This is a genomic window from Secundilactobacillus kimchicus JCM 15530 (assembly GCF_001433995.1).
GTDB classification, from domain to species: Bacteria; Bacillota; Bacilli; order Lactobacillales; family Lactobacillaceae; genus Secundilactobacillus; species Secundilactobacillus kimchicus.
The window spans coordinates 97,252-111,873 of record NZ_AZCX01000002.1; the positions used below are offsets into that span (position 1 = coordinate 97,252).

The window sequence follows — 14,622 nt, forward strand, 5'->3', positions numbered from 1 at the left end:
AGACTCAGGATACCAATCAGCTAGCTGTCATTGTTAATAGTTCAAATAACGATTCATCATCGTGAGGTGGTGCGTCAAAGTCAGGGCTTTAATGATGCCCATACCAGGAAAATGGTGCTCATTGGCGAGGGTTAATAATTGATCCGTAGCAGGGGTCTGATTGATAGTCGGGGCTTGGTTAATCCACATCACGGCCTTGGTAAGAGCTTGAAAGAACTTTTCGCGTTGGTGACGAAAGTCCGCGTGATCGTCAGACTGAAAGTGTCGAATTCGAACCCGGCCGTCTTTTAGGTAGGTGAGGTGGAGGGTGACCGCCTTTGTGGGAAAACCATGTTCGCTGTATGGTTGGCCGACGGTTAAGAAGTCACTGAAGCCAATTTCACCAAAGGTCGCCGCAAATGACCGGTCGTCGCTAAAAAAACTGTCCATGAGCTGAGCAGTATCTGTTGCGTATTCGCCAGGAACGAAGTGGTCCACAAGATGGCCAAACGGTCGGTCCCGAAGCTGGCGACGAATTCGGGCTTCGGGTGGCACCAAGAGAGTCAGGGTTTCGGGCAGCCAATCGCGAGCCAAGAATAAGGCGAGATCGTCGAAGTGTTGCACGATCACGATGGCAGTAGGATGGGCTTCTAGTTGTTCAGGAGGTAAAAGCGGTGAGAGGATAAAGGCCGGCGTGACAGCGCCCGTCGCTAAAACAGACTGGATTGGATGCTTCGCTGGCGCATCAAAGTGGTAGTGCCCTACTCGGGGATTTAATACCAATGCAATGGGCTGGTCAGCCTGAATAAAATCAGTTAGGGTCTGGGGAAGCGCTGGGATATCTCGCACGGGTTCAATAATTGGCGTTATGTTATTAAACGGGGTCTGAGCAAAGGCTTGCAGTGCTCGAAGGTCGTATTGGCGACCTCGAAAGTAGGGAAAATACCTCATGATGGATTCCCCCTTAATTGGGCTTGTAACTCGGCCAGTTCGTGGTTCAAAGCATCGACTTCTTCTTGGAGTGCTAAAACAGCGCTGGATTGGGTATCTTCGATGAATTGATCGTAGAAATTGGTTTCTGGGGTGCTAATGTCATAGTGCTGGTACCGCTTCTTGAGTTCCTTGTACAACCGGTGGGAGCTAAACTGTCCAAGTCCCTGTTCGGCCTGCTTGGCTTTATAAACTTCGCGGTTCAACGAGTGGATGAAGTGGTTCGTCAATAGATCCTCTGCGACGCCAAGGTCTTGATAACGGGCCTTTTTTTCCACTGTTAAATAACCCGGGGTCGTCACCGGATCGGTTGCTTGAGCCAATCGGATTGCATCGTAGGGTTGGTAGCTGAGGACCCCAATTTCAGTCGGAATTTCGGTTGCCACCGTGACATAAAGGTCATAGGGGAGCACGAAGTAATTGTAATGACCGATGAAAGAAAGCTGAGCCTTGGAGTGAAAATCGGTTTTGGTCACCTTAAGTTCATAGCACCGCCACTCGGTTTGACCGTCGGGTAATTGCTGGTAACTGAGTGTGTCCACAATACCGCGGTTGTCGGGCATGGTCACTTCCTCAACAGGAACGGCGCCATTTTCCATACAATAAGCGTATAACGTTTCCTCAAGTTGTTTAGTGAGTTTCGTTTTCATGAGGGCTTCCCTTCTGGTTTAATTGCCAAAATTGATCGAGCGTCGGAGCGAGTTCTTCGGGTGTGGCAAGCAGTCTAAAGTATTGCCAATGTGGGGGAAAGTAGCGGGTGTAACGACGCTCACTAAAGCGGCGATCCATCAGTAAGACGACGCCTTGATCAGCCACCGTTCGAATGAGCCGGCCCGCTGCTTGAAAGACGTGGTTGAGGCCAGGCAGTTGGTAGGCGTAGTCAAAGCCTGGTTCACCCTGACTATCAAAATAGTCGCGTAGGAGGTCATTTTCCTCGCTAATGCCAGGTAGTCCTACCCCAACGATGCCAACTCCGATTAGCCGGTCGCCTGTTAAGTCGATCCCCTCAGAAAAAATGCCCCCAAGAATGGCAAAGCCAACAACGGGTTCCTGCGGGTTCGGCTGGAAAGCGGCAAGAAAGGCGGCCCGTTTAGCTTCATCCATGTCACTAGACTGGATAATCGTGTCCACGTCGGGATAGGCCAAATGAAAGGCCTCATAAACGGTTTGGAGGTAGTGATAGGAAGGAAGAAAAATCAAGTAATTACCGGGTTTTGCGGAAATGAGCGTTTTGATACTTGTAATGGTTGCCGCTAAGTTGGCTTCGCGCTTACGATAAGTTGTCTCAATGTAGTTGGCGAGTAAAATAGCCTGGTGTTTGGGCGGGAAAGGGGAGGGAAGTTGGTAACAGAGCGAATCCGTGGCCCCACCCAACATCCGTTGGTAGTAGGAAAGGGGGGAAAAGGTCGCGGAAAAAAGAACCGCACCACGCCCTTTGAGCAGCGAGTCGTGCAGAAAAGCGCTGGGATCTAGACAGAGTTGTTTAAACGTGATTTCACGGTCCTGGTTCGGGCCAACAGAAATCTTGGTGCGAAAGGTTTCGTCGTAGAAATCGGCAATTTTTAAGTAGCTTAAACAAGCAAAATAATAGTCAAGGACGGCTTGGGTAAACGGGGTTTGTGGTTGTTGTTGAGCCAACCAATCGCTAATTTTTTCCGTTAGTTCGGTTACTGCCTTATTAAACCCGCTGACGCTGTCGTTAAAAATACTGTCTGCTTTGCCGCTTTCCATGACGGGACCGCTGTACTGATAAAAGGCTTTCCGCAATTTTCGGAAAGCTGATACAAGGGGCGGGTGAGTCTCGAAGGTTTCCTTAGCCAATGAAATGAGATCGGTTAAAGGGGCCACGGTGAGTTCAGCTGAATACATAGATCGAGCGCGGCTGACGAGGTTGTGGGCTTCGTCAACAAGAAAGAAGTTATCGTCATCGTGGTCGATAGCAAAGAACCGCTGAAGGTAAACTTGCGGATCGAAAAGGTAGTTGTAGTCGCAGATAATGACATCACAAAATAAGCTCAGATCTAATGAAAATTCAAAGGGATCGACCTGATGCCGACGTGCGTAAGTTTCGATGACGGCCCGTGTCAGCTGCGTTTCATTTTCTAAAACATCCTTTAGTGCGGGCTTTAACCGGTCGTAATAACCAACCATGTAGGGGTTTTCCTCCGGTGGTAAATCGGCTTCCTCAGGGAAGGTGATGGTATCCTTTGCCGTCAGCGTCACACTCCTCAACACCAGACCGTTTTGGGCTAACAGGGTCATCGCCTCTTCGGCTACGTGGCGCGTGCTTTGTTTGGCAGTTAGGTAAAATAGCCGTTGGATTTCATTTTCACCCATGGCTTTGATGCACGGAAAAACGGTGGAGATGGTTTTGCCAGTGCCAGTTGGCGCTTCGATGAAGAGTTGTTTCTTTAGCCGAATGGTTTTGTAGACGGAAACGGCGAATTCTCGCTGGCCCGCTCGGTAATGATCGAACGGGAATGGGAGGGTTGCAATACTGGCATTCCGGCTCGTCCGTAACTCACTACGAAGTAGTAACCAACTTTCATATTCTGAAGTGACTTGTTCAAAAAAAGCAGTTGCTTCTTGCTGGGTATAGTGATGCGTCGTTTGGGTGACGGTTTCAGTTGGTCGCTGAAAGTAGGTCAATTGAAGCGTGACCGCGTCAAGGTCTTCATCGGTCATGAGGATGTAGGCGTAGATTTGAGCTTGCGCCCAGTAAAGGGTCAGTGTGTTTTCGGACAGTTCTTCAAACGGTGCGTCGGATGTTTTAATCTCTTCAATCAAAGGATTATCGGTGTCTAGAATCACCCCGTCTGCGCGGCCATGAATCAGGAAAGGCCGGTCGGCTAAGGTAAGTTCTCGTTCTAAATAGTATTCTTTTTGGTAGTTCGCGCCCCGTTGCTTTTGTAGCCGTCGGTGAATAATGGCCCCTTCTAACGCTGTGTTGTTACTGTTAGCACGCGCATTAAGATCACCGGTTCGCAGTGTAAATTCGACGAGTTCACGAACGCCTATTTTTTGAGTTTCCATGCTGTCTCCTCACAATTCTCTTGATGATTATACCATCTCAATAGCCAGGATGGTAAAGACGTTGCGGAAAGCTGTGAAATCGCTTACAATATTAATTACAAGACTACGACGAGGTGATGATAATGAAATCAATCGGTGTTCCGTTACTGGTTAACCCCAGCCTACCAGAAGATGAAGCAACTGTTCTTCAAAAAATCCTGGCCAGTTACCAATCGACTGCGTATTTACGAGTGGGAGATCAGGTCTTGGATCTCGCGGTCCAACAGGATGTTGACCAACTCCGAGATGCAGACGGTCAGATGGTTCAGATCGTCGCGGATGGTGGTGCTGACGCTGGCGAATTATTGACCGCAGTTCATTCTGAATTGGTGAAACGGAAGTGTTGTTATTAGCCCAAATTTAAATCGCAGATTGGGCTTGTTATTTAGGATTCAATAAAGTATAGTAATACCAATCAAACCTTTAACATTAGTCCTGTGAGGCTAAGAAGGGTCGGTGCATTTTGCGAACAAATTTGTTCACAACCCCTCTGTCCACAGGCGACGGAGGGGTTTTTGATTATGGCGATTTAATTGTCTCCCGTGAGAGCAAAACGTCCTTAGGTATGAAACTCGACCTAACTACGCGCTTTGCGAACACGGCAAGGCGCGTTTATTCATTAGGAGGACGAGTTAATGTTAGAAACCACCAAGCCGTTAAGTTACGCAAATGTTTTGTCAATGAGTGACCTCAGTGCTGCTGAAGTCTTGCAATTTATTAAGGAAGCCCAACAGTTTAAGGCTGGCAAGCAGGTTGAATTTAAGCGGCCGGTTTACGCGGCCAATTTATTTTTTGAGAGCAGTACCCGGACCCATAGTAGCTTTGAAATGGCTGAACGAAAATTAGGCCTGCAAGTGATTAACTTTGATCCTAAAGCAAGCTCCTTGAACAAGGGTGAAAGTATGGCCGATACGGTCAAAACGTTCCAAGCTTTAGGCGTTGATATGGTCGCCATTCGTGATTCGCAAACCCGGTATTACGAGACGTTAATCAACGATCCAGCCATCCATTTGGGAATTGCTAACGGTGGTGATGGTTCGGGTGAACACCCGTCCCAGTCGTTGTTGGACATGATGACCATTTATGAGGAATTTGGTCACTTCAACGGGCTCCACGTGGGCATTGTTGGTGACTTGGTTCACTCCCGGGTGGCTCGATCAAACATGGAAATTCTGACCAAACTCGGCGCTCAAGTTAGTTTTAGTGGGCCTCAAGAATGGTATGATGACAGTTTTGCGGCCTACGGCGACTGGCAACCCTTGGACGACTTGGTGGCCACGACCGATGTTTTGATGTTTTTGCGGGTACAACACGAACGGTTGGCAGATTCTGAAAACACCGGGTTCTCAAAAGCGGCTTATAACGCCCAATTCGGGTTGACGCCAGCACGAGAATCACGAATGAAACCGGCTGCTATTATTATGCATCCGGCGCCAGTGAACCGGGGAGTTGAAATTGCTGACACCCTTGTGGAGTGTGACCGGTCACGAATCTTTCAACAAATGAGCAACGGTGTTTTTATCCGGATGGCGATTGTCACCAGCTTGTTGCGGTATCGCGGCCTGGTTGAGGAGGGCTATTAATGATGGAACGGTTGGTTTTAAGTCACGGTCAGCGACTCATCGGGGATCAGCTTGTTGCTTGTGACGTTGTGATAACGGCTGGAAAAATTAGCCAAATCTCCGATGCCGGTTCCGCGGATACCGGCGATAGTGACGTCATTGACTTGCAAGGGGCCTTTGTCAGTCCAGGATTAGTGGATGTCCACGAACATTTTCGAGACCCTGGTGAGACTGAAAAAGAAACCATCAAAACCGGGACTCAGGCAGCCGCTCATGGTGGATTTACGACCGTAGCGGCCATGCCTAACGTGTTGCCAGTCCCAGATACACCGGAACGGTTTGCCGCTCAGCTGCAACGAAACGCTGACCAAGCGGTTGTTCATGTTCAGCAATACGCCCCAATTACTCAAGGGCGAACAGGTGACCAGCTGGTGGCCTTTGACCAAATGGCCGCGTTAGGAGCCATGGCCTTTACTAACGACGGTAATGGTGTTCAAACGGCGGATACGATGTACTTAGCGATGCAACAGGCCGCCGTATTGGGGGTACCGATCGTTGCTCACGCGGAAGCGGACAGCCTGGTTCACGGTGGGGTGATGCACGAGGGCGAAATTTCGCGAAAGCTAGGCTTACCGGGAATTCCGAGTGTGAGTGAAACCGCCCAAGTCGCTCGAGACGTGACTTTAGCCGCTGCAACGGGTGCCCATTATCACGTCTGTCATGTTAGCGCTGCGGGAACTGTTGCCGTGCTTCGGGCAGCCAAGCAAAATGGCGTCGCCGTCACAGCGGAAGTGTCACCGCACCACCTGTTGTTAAACGACCATGATATTATCCGCGACGACGCTCAGTTTAAGATGAATCCACCGTTGGGCGCACCTACTGATCAGCAGGCGTTACTGGCGGGATTACTTGATGGAACGATTGATATGATTGCCACCGATCATGCTCCCCATACGGCCGCCCAAAAGGCCCAGTCGATGCGGCAGGCGCCCTTTGGAATTGTTGGCAATGAAACGGCGTTTAGCCTACTTTATACCAAGCTAGTTCGGCCCGGAGTGGTGAGCTTGGCACAACTGATTGACTGGCTGGCAAGCCGACCTGCGGAAGTCTTTGGCTTATCCGGGGCTGGTCGTTTAACCGTTGGTCAACCCGCTGACATCGCGGTCTTTGACTTGGCCACTACGGAGACGGTAACCCCTGAATACTTCCAATCAAAAGGGCATAACAGTCCGTTCATGGGTGAGACTGTAGCCGGACAGACAGTTTTGACAATGGTCGGTGGAACTGTCGTCTATCAGCGTTAGGCTTTCCTGAAAGTCCCTCATCCGCTACAATGGGTGAGAAAGGGAGTGGCACCATGACAGTTGAACAGTTGCGTCGCCTAAAACCGTTGCTGGCCCGTTACCAAATTAAGCTAGAAACGTCAGCCACGAAAATTTTGCGGGTCAATGGTCACGCCGCAACGTTAGATGCTAAGGATTACATGCCTGATCAATTGATTTCACTGTGTTTAGAGATTGTCGGGGCGGATTTGAGACGGGCCTTTTTCGAAGCCGACCACGCGTAATGTGTCAGTTATGTGACAAATATGTCAATTACGGTTGAAAGGTTAACCTAGTTGAGACTTTATCGTAACGTTAATTTTCTATAATGACAGGGTTGTGTTAACTCGGCGGGTGATGATTGTCACCCATAAACGTCTAAATGAGGAGAATCGACCTTGTCTTTAAAGAAAATTTCGTTGGTTATTGTGTTATTTGTTGCCCTAATTGGTGGGACATCGTTTCTGTTCGGCCGTCAAGCCGAAACCCATGTTGATGCAAAGTCCCAGTATAATCCGGCCACCGATGCTGTGATGACGGTTAAAGCGTTCAAACGGATGGGGCGGGTTCATTACCACAAGCGGGTGTTTACCTACTATTCACCAAACGGTTCCAGAGCACTTGGAATGGGTGCTTACACGTCTGATGGGACGTTCACATTGAATGGTAAGGATAAAAACGGTTACTTGATTCTGGCAAATAGCAAAAAATTTGGAACAAAAATCAAGACGCCCCTCGGCGTTGGGGTGGTTCACGATCGCGGGACGCGTGGTAACCACTATGATATCGTTGTTAAATAAACGACAAAAGCGGGTGCTTTCAAGCACCCGCTTTTTTTGTTTAATGGCGGTTGACAACTCATTGTTGTCTCGCTATAATCTAAATTAAATTTAATGTTAATCTAATCAAGCGTTGAAGAGAAGAGTAGTTGGTGGCCGCGTTAAAGTGAGCTGGGATAGTGTAAACCGGTACGCGTCAAGCTAATGAAGATGAGCTCTGAGCTGAAGTCGAGTTAACGCTGGGCTTCCGGGTGCCACCGATAGCTGGCCGGGTATCAATAGGTACCTTGAGATGTGGTCTGTGAGGGTCACATGAACTAGGGTGGTAACGCGAGCTTTCGCCCCTAAAACGAGTGGATCGTTTTGGGGCGGAAGCTTTTTGTTTTGCCGCAAAGGGGGTCTCGCAATGAGTGGCCAATGGTTAAGTACAGGCGGCCGTGCATTGATGCGGGAAACGAAACAGATGGATGACTGAAAATAAGGCACCAAGGAAAGGAAGAGTTAACATGAGTGAACAAGTATCAACCCACTATTCAAAACGGACAACGTCACCATTTCGGTACGACGTTGTCGGCAGTTTTTTACGACCAGATTCATTGAAATTGGCTCGGCAGCAGTTTGCGGAAGGTGCCATTAACCGTGAAGAATTAACGGCGGTGGAAGATCAGTCGATTATCGAATTGATTCATCGTGAAGAAAAGGCTGGTCTAAAATGCGTGACCGACGGTGAATTTCGGCGTAGTTGGTGGCATCTGGATTTCTTTTGGGGCCTACAAGGCGTGGCCAAAACGCAGGCTGCTGCGGGTTACGCGTTCCACGACGAAGTGACTCGAGCAGAAAGCGCTCAGTTGACCGGACAGATTGGCGGTGGTCAACACCCATTTGTTGACCACTTCAAGTTTACCCGATCCCACGCAAGTCAAAACGTGGAAGTTAAGCAAACGATTCCAGCCCCCGCCCAATTTTTGGCCGAACTGCAACGTCCGGAAAACAGAGCGACGACTCAGGCCATTTATGCGACGGATGATGAGTTGATTGAGGCGATTGCGACGGCTTACCGTCAAGTTATCCTGGACCTGTATGCGGTGGGTTGTCGTAGCATCCAATTCGACGACTGTACGTGGGGGATGTTGGTTAGTGCTCATGATGGTGCACAGCCTGATTTTGCGCCAAGTGATGAGCAGCTCGCCATTTTAAAACAGCAATACGTCACGGTAAATAATTTAGCCTTGGCCGAGTTACCAACTGATTTAACGGTGAACACGCACATTTGTCGCGGCAATTACCATTCGACTTGGGCGTCAGCTGGTGGGTATGATAATGTTGCAGACCCATTATTTTCACAGGAAAACGTCTCGGCTTACTTTTTAGAATACGATAGTGAACGGGCCGGGGGATTTGAACCCTTGAAGAAAGTGACAACTGACAAGTTGGTAGTTTTGGGCTTGATCACGTCAAAGGACGGGCAGCTTGAGGATCCAGAAACCATCATTGATCGAATTCATGAAGCGGGCAAGTATGTGCCACTTGATCGGTTGTGTTTAAGTACGCAGTGCGGTTTCGCTTCCACCGAAGAAGGCAATGTGCTAACGGCACAACAACAATGGGATAAAATTGCCTTGGTTAAAAAGATTGCCACGATTGTGTGGGGAGACTAAAATAAAAAAAGGATTGGCCATATTTTTGGTCAATCCTTTTTTGACGAAGGAGCCTAATTATTTTTCCAGCGATCAAAGTCGCTGAGGTGACTACCAAGGTAAGCCATCGCTTCGACAGCCATTTTATCGGCGGCCTGCTTGGCCTGTGCCTGGTCTAAAGCCGGTTGGTCGTCTGAAATGAAACCTTCAGCAACGGCAGTGTAGACGTGTTCTCGGGCTTCACCTTGGTCGTTGAAAAGGGTGTCGAGTCCTTTCAAATCGTTCTTAGCCGCGTTGTATACCGTTTCGGCTAGGTCATTTTTATTCCCCAAACGGCGGGCAGCGTACTCTAAAATAAAATCGTTCATGTCGATGATGACATTATGACGGGTTTTGCTTTCGTTTTGTTTTGTCATATGATTCACCTCTACAATTATTCTAGTGCAAACCAGTGGTGGCATGCAATGGTTCTGCGTTTGAAGTTAGTGGTGCATTTTGAATTCCAAGTATAAATCATTGTACAACCCGACCATATTTGGTGAGAGGTTCTTGTAAACCTGTAGGTGCTTCATGGTTTGGGTATCCGGGTAGAATTGACGGTCGTTTCGCACCCGCTTAGGCAGCCGCTTTTTGGCCGCCATGTTGGGGGTGGCGTAGCCAACGTAAGTCGCATTTTGCGCGGCGTTTTCGGGTTTTAACATAAAATTCAAGAATTGGTAGATGGCGTCAAAGTGTTTGGCCGTTTTCGGGATGACTAGGTTGTCGAACCAGAGGTTGCTACCTTCTGATGGCACGACATAGTGCAAGTGAGCGTTGTTACTAATCATTTCAGAGGCATCCCCGGACCAATCAACGGCTAGGGCTGCCGAATTTTGGGCCATATACATCTTGATCTCATCGCCGACGATGGCTAAAACATTGGGGGATAACCGCTCAAGTTTGCGCTGAGCCGCCCGTAAAGTAGCGGGATCAGTCGTGTTCATACTAGCGTGATTCGAGGCTAAGGCAAACCCCATGACATCACGTGCAGAATCAACTAACATCACTTGATTCCGGTATTTTTTAGCCCAGAGATCATTCCAGTGTTGAACGGCACCGGGTTTCACCATTTTATCGTTATAGACGATGCCCAGTGTGCCCCAGAAGTAGGGGATCGAATAACGATTGTTTCGGTCAAAAGGTTGATTCAAAAAGGCGTGGCCGATGTTTGAAAGGCCATGAACCCGCGATTGGTTTAAGGGTAATAGCAGGTGGGCCGACCGGAGCTTTTCAATCATATAATCACTAGGGACGGCTAAGTCATAGCTTGTTCCCCCCTGTTGAATTTTGGTGAACATGGCTTCGTTACTGTCGAAGGTTTCAAGGTTGACGTGGACGCCGGTTTGACGCTCAAACTTTTGGATGAGTGCCGGGTCAATGTAGTCCCCCCAATTGTATAAATTGAGCACTTTTTTGCCACCATCCGGCGCGTCATTTTGCTGGAGCTGATTGGCCGAAAAACCAAGCAGCCCACAAACAGCTAAAATGACGATGACAAGCGACATGAGTCGTTTCACGTTAACGCGCCTCCCTTCGACGCCGTCGGCTAGCTGATTGTTGAACAAAGTAGTAACCGACAATCATGATTAAAGTCACGATAAACATGAGGGCCGATAACGCGTTAATTTCAAGGCTAATTCCCTGCCGAGCGCGTGAGTAGATTTCAACAGATAGCGTTGAAAAACCGTTACCGGTAACAAAGAATGTCACTGCAAAGTCGTCTAACGAGTACGTTAAGGCCATGAAGAAACCGGAAAAAATGCCAGGTGTGATGAAGGGCAAGATAACAGAACTGAAAATCTGACGCCGATTGGCGCCCAAATCGGCCGCCGCATCCAACATACTCCGGTTCATTTCCCGTAGTCTAGGCAACACCATTAAGACCACAATCGGAATGGAAAAAGCGATGTGACTCAGCAACACCGATGAGAAGCCCAACGGCACGTGCAACATCGTGAAAAAAATCAGAAAACTAGCCCCGATGATAACGTCTGGCGACACAATCAAGATATTGTTGAGTGATAACACCGTGTTTTTAAAGAAGGGCCGGCTTAGGCGGTCAATCCATAAAGCGCCCATAGTCCCAATGGTTGTTGCTAATAAGGCTGACAATAAGGCAATCAAAAGGGTATTTAACACGATAGCAATCAGCCGGCTATCTGCCAGGAGTTCGCCATAGTGTTGTAGGGTAAACCCGTCAAAGTGGTCCATGGTGGTGCCACTATTAAACGAATAGAAAATCAAAAAGGCGATGGGTGCGTATAGGATCAAGAAAACAATCAGCAGATACACATTAGACCATCTAAATCGGAACTTACTCATCGCGTTAGCCTCCCTTCGGATGACTTGCGATCGCCAGTTAGAATCATGATAATCACCATTGCAATGATTAAAATCACCCCAATCGTTGATCCCATGCCCCAGTTCATGGTTGTGAGGAAGTGTTCCTCAATCGCCGTCCCAAGGGTGATGACTTTGTTACCACCGATTAGCCGGGTCAACATGAATAGGGAAAGCGACGGGATAAAGACCGATTGAATACCGGCTTTAACCCCTGGCAGCGTCAGTGGCCAAGTCACCTTGGAGAAAGTTTGCCAATTTGTTGCGCCCAGATCACGACTCGCATTAATAAATGAAGGATTTAGATCATCTAGAGCGTTATAGATGGGCAAAATCATAAACGGAATTTGGATGTACGTGGCGACAAATAAGAAACTGGCGTTCGTGAACAAAAACTGCTCGGGACCAATCCCGAATAGGCCCAGAAATTGGTTAATAATGCCAGATTGACTAAAGATACCAATGAAAGCATAGGCCTTGAGCAAGATATTGATCCACGTTGGCATAATCACCAGCAGCAGCCAAAGCTGAGCGTGTTTCAACTGGTGAATGAAATAGGCTGTTGGATAACTAATCAATAGGGTGAAAATAGTGATTAAAAAGGCCCACCAGACCGAATTAACCGTCATCATCAAGTAGGTTGATGACTTAAAAAAAGTGGCGTAGTTTTCGAGACTAAAGTGGTGGTCGAGGTTTAAAAAAGACTGGTAGATAATGAGTGCAACCGGTGCAATCACAAACAACCCAATCCACAAACCGTATGGAACGTAAAACGCCCAGTTAGAAAAACGCCGGTTACTCATGACTGGCCGCCCCCTCGTCTTCAGGGGTCTCTTCGGTATAGGTCTCAATTCGCGCATCAAACTCTGCTTCGGATTCGTGTAAACGCATGACGTGAATATCGTAAGGCTCAAAGGTCAAGCCAACGGTTTCGCCGTCCGTTGCTGGGTTGGTCGAATGAATTAGCCACTCGTTATGGTCACCGTCATAGGCGATAATTTCGTAGTAGTCGCCACGAAATAGCTGGCTGTCGATGGTGACGGTTAATTTTCCGTCGTCAACCGTGGTAATGTCGAGGTCTTCGGGCCGCAGAACCACTTCGACGGGTTCGTTAGGGGCCATCCCCCCATCGGCGCACTCAAACCGTTTGCCGACAAATTCCACTTCATAATCGCGAATCATTTTGCCGGTTAAAATGTTGCTCTCACCGATGAAGTCGGCGACAAAATGGTTAATCGGTTCATCGTAAATATCAACGGGAGAACCACTTTGTAAGACTTGTCCCACATTCATGACGAAAATTTCATCGCTCATCGCTAGGGCTTCTTCCTGGTCGTGGGTGACAAATAAGAACGTGATCCCAAGGCGTTCTTGCAAGTCGCGGAGTTCATATTGCATGTCCCGACGCAGCTTAGCGTCCAGTGCCGATAACGGTTCATCCAGAAGTAGCATTTTGGGTTGCATGACAATGGCCCGAGCAATCGCAACCCGTTGCTTTTGACCACCCGATAGCTCACTAATTTCGCGGTTGCCATAATCAGCTAACCGAACGGATGTCAGGGCCTGTTGGACCCGGTCGTCAATTTCGTTTTTGGCGGTTTTTTGAAGGTTTAACCCGTACGCCACATTATCGTGCACGTTCATGTGTGGAAACAGGGCGTAGTCTTGAAAAACGGTGTTAACTTTGCGTTTATTGGCTGGTAAATCATTAATCCGGTCGCCGTTAAAATAGACATCACCTTCCGTGGCGTCAGAAAAACCGGCGATGATTCTTAAAATGGTGGTTTTACCACATCCCGAGGGGCCCAGCAGAGTGTAAAATTTACCCTGCTCGAGGTCGATGGTGATGCCCTTTAAAACTTCGGCATCACCATAGCGCTTGTGAACGTTTTTCAAGGAAACGATAGGTTCTACCATTATTCCCCTCCTAATTATGTTAAAGTTTAAGTTCGCGTTGATTCGCAACTTTTATTATACGGTTAAGCAGCGGCAAAACCAACTTATTGCGTTTAATTACTAAGGTTGATTAGAGGCGGAATAGTGGACGATTAGCGCTGCTAAGGCACCGTGATGATGTGAAATAACGGTTAGTTAGGCGCTAACTTCTCCTTGCTGACACTCTTTCAGCCAAGTGGTTATATGCGGTATAATGACGGTAATCAAGCCAAATAAGGGGAGGGGTTTAGTGATGCATCATGATGCAGAGGCCTGTGTGCGACTAGTGCCAATTTTTACGGGGCTGTCGGATGCCGCGATTCAAGCGGTTGCCGGGTTGGTTAAAGAGCGGCATATTGAAAAGGACGGGTTTATTTTTATGGCCGGTTCGGCTGCTGATACGTTGATCATTGTGGCTTCAGGGCAGGCGAAGGTTGTGCAAGAAACGGCGTCTGGCCGTGAACAGTTGATCCGAGTATTGAACAGTGGCGATTTCGACGGCCAAGCTGGTCTTTTTACTGCAGGCACCCGCGAAACTACTGCTCAGGCCTTAACGGATACCGATGTTTGTGTCATTGAGCGGGCGGATTTCCAACAACTTCTGGTTGAGGCGCCCGCTGTTGCGCGTAATATGTTAAATGTCTTGGGCCAACGTGTTGTCCAATTGGAAAACCAGTCTGCGCAAACACTCACGGCGAGTGTTGCTGAACGACTGGCGAATTATCTGATTGAAACCAGTGCGGAACTTTCGAGTCGCGCCTTTAAGCTACCGTTAGCCAAAAAGGACCTGGCCGCGTATTTAGGGACGTCACCTGAGTCCATTAGCCGCAAGTTAACCGCGTTTTCAAAGGCGGGGCTAATCAACCAATCCGGTCGTAACCATATTGAACTGGTTGACGTTGATGGGTTAATGTTGGTTAAAAATTAACGTTTAGAAATTCTTTACTTGCATATTGAAACCTGGCGA

Annotated in this window: 15 protein-coding genes; 7 read left to right on the forward strand and 8 right to left on the reverse strand. The window is 48.4% G+C overall.

Features of this window, described 5'->3' with window-relative positions; translation table 11 throughout:
* Window positions 1-33: 33 nt before the first annotated feature.
* From FC96_RS02895 to FC96_RS02905, 3 genes are read right to left on the reverse strand one after another with little or no spacing between them, the layout of a single operon-like run.
* Window positions 34-930 carry a sce7725 family protein gene (locus FC96_RS02895; protein ID WP_054659184.1) on the reverse strand — a complete coding sequence of 299 codons (897 nt, stop codon included), beginning with the start codon at window positions 928-930 and terminating at the stop codon, window positions 34-36.
* Window positions 927-1,619 (reverse strand): hypothetical protein, encoded by a 693-nt coding sequence (locus FC96_RS02900; protein ID WP_056941951.1) that lies wholly within the window; start codon window positions 1,617-1,619, stop codon window positions 927-929. Before FC96_RS02900 ends, FC96_RS02895 begins: the two co-directional genes overlap by 4 nt.
* The gene (locus FC96_RS02905; RefSeq protein ID WP_056941952.1) at window positions 1,600-4,002 is read right to left on the reverse strand and encodes a helicase C-terminal domain-containing protein; all 2,403 of its coding nucleotides are present in this window, start codon (window positions 4,000-4,002) and stop codon (window positions 1,600-1,602) included. Before FC96_RS02905 ends, FC96_RS02900 begins: the two co-directional genes overlap by 20 nt.
* 122 nt (window positions 4,003-4,124) lie before the next feature.
* Between FC96_RS02905 and FC96_RS02910 the strand changes: the two genes are divergently transcribed.
* From FC96_RS02910 to FC96_RS02935, 6 genes are all read left to right on the forward strand, one after another.
* Window positions 4,125-4,394: a hypothetical protein gene (locus FC96_RS02910; RefSeq protein WP_056941953.1), complete on the forward strand. Its 270-nt coding sequence runs from the start codon at window positions 4,125-4,127 to the stop codon at window positions 4,392-4,394.
* Between the two features lie 282 nt (window positions 4,395-4,676).
* Window positions 4,677-5,624, forward strand: coding sequence for an aspartate carbamoyltransferase catalytic subunit (locus FC96_RS02915; protein WP_056941954.1), 948 nt, complete (start codon window positions 4,677-4,679; stop codon window positions 5,622-5,624).
* 2 nt (window positions 5,625-5,626) lie between these two features.
* On the forward strand, window positions 5,627-6,907 hold the full coding sequence (locus tag FC96_RS02920; protein ID WP_056942163.1) for a dihydroorotase: 1,281 nt from the start codon (window positions 5,627-5,629) through the stop codon (window positions 6,905-6,907).
* A gap of 53 nt (window positions 6,908-6,960) precedes the next feature.
* Entirely contained in the window at window positions 6,961-7,170 is a 210-nt protein-coding gene (locus tag FC96_RS02925; RefSeq protein WP_054659188.1) for a hypothetical protein, read from the forward strand.
* Window positions 7,171-7,323: 153 nt separating this feature from the next.
* Entirely contained in the window at window positions 7,324-7,725 is a 402-nt protein-coding gene (locus tag FC96_RS02930; protein WP_056941955.1) for a hypothetical protein, read from the forward strand.
* Window positions 7,726-8,210: 485 nt separating this feature from the next.
* Complete coding sequence (locus tag FC96_RS02935; RefSeq protein ID WP_056941956.1) at window positions 8,211-9,362, forward strand: 5-methyltetrahydropteroyltriglutamate--homocysteine S-methyltransferase; 1,152 nt, start codon at window positions 8,211-8,213, stop codon at window positions 9,360-9,362.
* Window positions 9,363-9,415: 53 nt separating this feature from the next.
* On the opposite strand, the gene FC96_RS02940 is transcribed toward FC96_RS02935, so the two are convergent.
* From FC96_RS02940 to FC96_RS02960, 5 genes are all read right to left on the reverse strand, one after another.
* Entirely contained in the window at window positions 9,416-9,757 is a 342-nt protein-coding gene (locus FC96_RS02940; RefSeq protein ID WP_054659192.1) for a hypothetical protein, read from the reverse strand.
* Window positions 9,758-9,823: 66 nt separating this feature from the next.
* Window positions 9,824-10,897 carry an ABC transporter substrate-binding protein gene (locus FC96_RS02945; RefSeq protein ID WP_056941957.1) on the reverse strand — a complete coding sequence of 358 codons (1,074 nt, stop codon included), beginning with the start codon at window positions 10,895-10,897 and terminating at the stop codon, window positions 9,824-9,826.
* A 1-nt stretch (window position 10,898) separates the two neighbouring features.
* A complete protein-coding gene (locus FC96_RS02950) occupies window positions 10,899-11,702 on the reverse strand; it encodes an ABC transporter permease (protein WP_056941958.1) in 804 nt (267 codons plus the stop codon).
* Window positions 11,699-12,523, reverse strand: coding sequence for an ABC transporter permease (locus FC96_RS02955; protein ID WP_056941959.1), 825 nt, complete (start codon window positions 12,521-12,523; stop codon window positions 11,699-11,701). Before FC96_RS02955 ends, FC96_RS02950 begins: the two co-directional genes overlap by 4 nt.
* Complete coding sequence (locus FC96_RS02960) at window positions 12,516-13,637, reverse strand: ABC transporter ATP-binding protein (protein WP_056941960.1); 1,122 nt, start codon at window positions 13,635-13,637, stop codon at window positions 12,516-12,518. Before FC96_RS02960 ends, FC96_RS02955 begins: the two co-directional genes overlap by 8 nt.
* 271 nt (window positions 13,638-13,908) lie before the next feature.
* On the opposite strand from FC96_RS02960, the gene FC96_RS02965 reads away from it, so the two are divergent.
* A complete protein-coding gene (locus FC96_RS02965; RefSeq protein ID WP_054659194.1) occupies window positions 13,909-14,583 on the forward strand; it encodes a Crp/Fnr family transcriptional regulator in 675 nt (224 codons plus the stop codon).
* Window positions 14,584-14,622: the final 39 nt, after the last annotated feature.

Coding starts and splice junctions, on each gene's coding strand:
- FC96_RS02895 (WP_054659184.1), bottom strand. CDS start 930: ATGAGGTATTTTCCCTACTTTCGAGGTCGCCAATACGACCTTCGAGCA.
- FC96_RS02900 (WP_056941951.1), bottom strand. CDS start 1,619: ATGAAAACGAAACTCACTAAACAACTTGAGGAAACGTTATACGCTTAT.
- FC96_RS02905 (WP_056941952.1), bottom strand. CDS start 4,002: ATGGAAACTCAAAAAATAGGCGTTCGTGAACTCGTCGAATTTACACTG.
- FC96_RS02910 (WP_056941953.1), top strand. CDS start 4,125: ATGAAATCAATCGGTGTTCCGTTACTGGTTAACCCCAGCCTACCAGAA.
- FC96_RS02915 (WP_056941954.1), top strand. CDS start 4,677: ATGTTAGAAACCACCAAGCCGTTAAGTTACGCAAATGTTTTGTCAATG.
- FC96_RS02920 (WP_056942163.1), top strand. CDS start 5,627: ATGGAACGGTTGGTTTTAAGTCACGGTCAGCGACTCATCGGGGATCAG.
- FC96_RS02925 (WP_054659188.1), top strand. CDS start 6,961: ATGACAGTTGAACAGTTGCGTCGCCTAAAACCGTTGCTGGCCCGTTAC.
- FC96_RS02935 (WP_056941956.1), top strand. CDS start 8,211: ATGAGTGAACAAGTATCAACCCACTATTCAAAACGGACAACGTCACCA.
- FC96_RS02940 (WP_054659192.1), bottom strand. CDS start 9,757: ATGACAAAACAAAACGAAAGCAAAACCCGTCATAATGTCATCATCGAC.
- FC96_RS02950 (WP_056941958.1), bottom strand. CDS start 11,702: ATGAGTAAGTTCCGATTTAGATGGTCTAATGTGTATCTGCTGATTGTT.
- FC96_RS02955 (WP_056941959.1), bottom strand. CDS start 12,523: ATGAGTAACCGGCGTTTTTCTAACTGGGCGTTTTACGTTCCATACGGT.
- FC96_RS02960 (WP_056941960.1), bottom strand. CDS start 13,637: ATGGTAGAACCTATCGTTTCCTTGAAAAACGTTCACAAGCGCTATGGT.
- FC96_RS02965 (WP_054659194.1), top strand. CDS start 13,909: ATGCATCATGATGCAGAGGCCTGTGTGCGACTAGTGCCAATTTTTACG.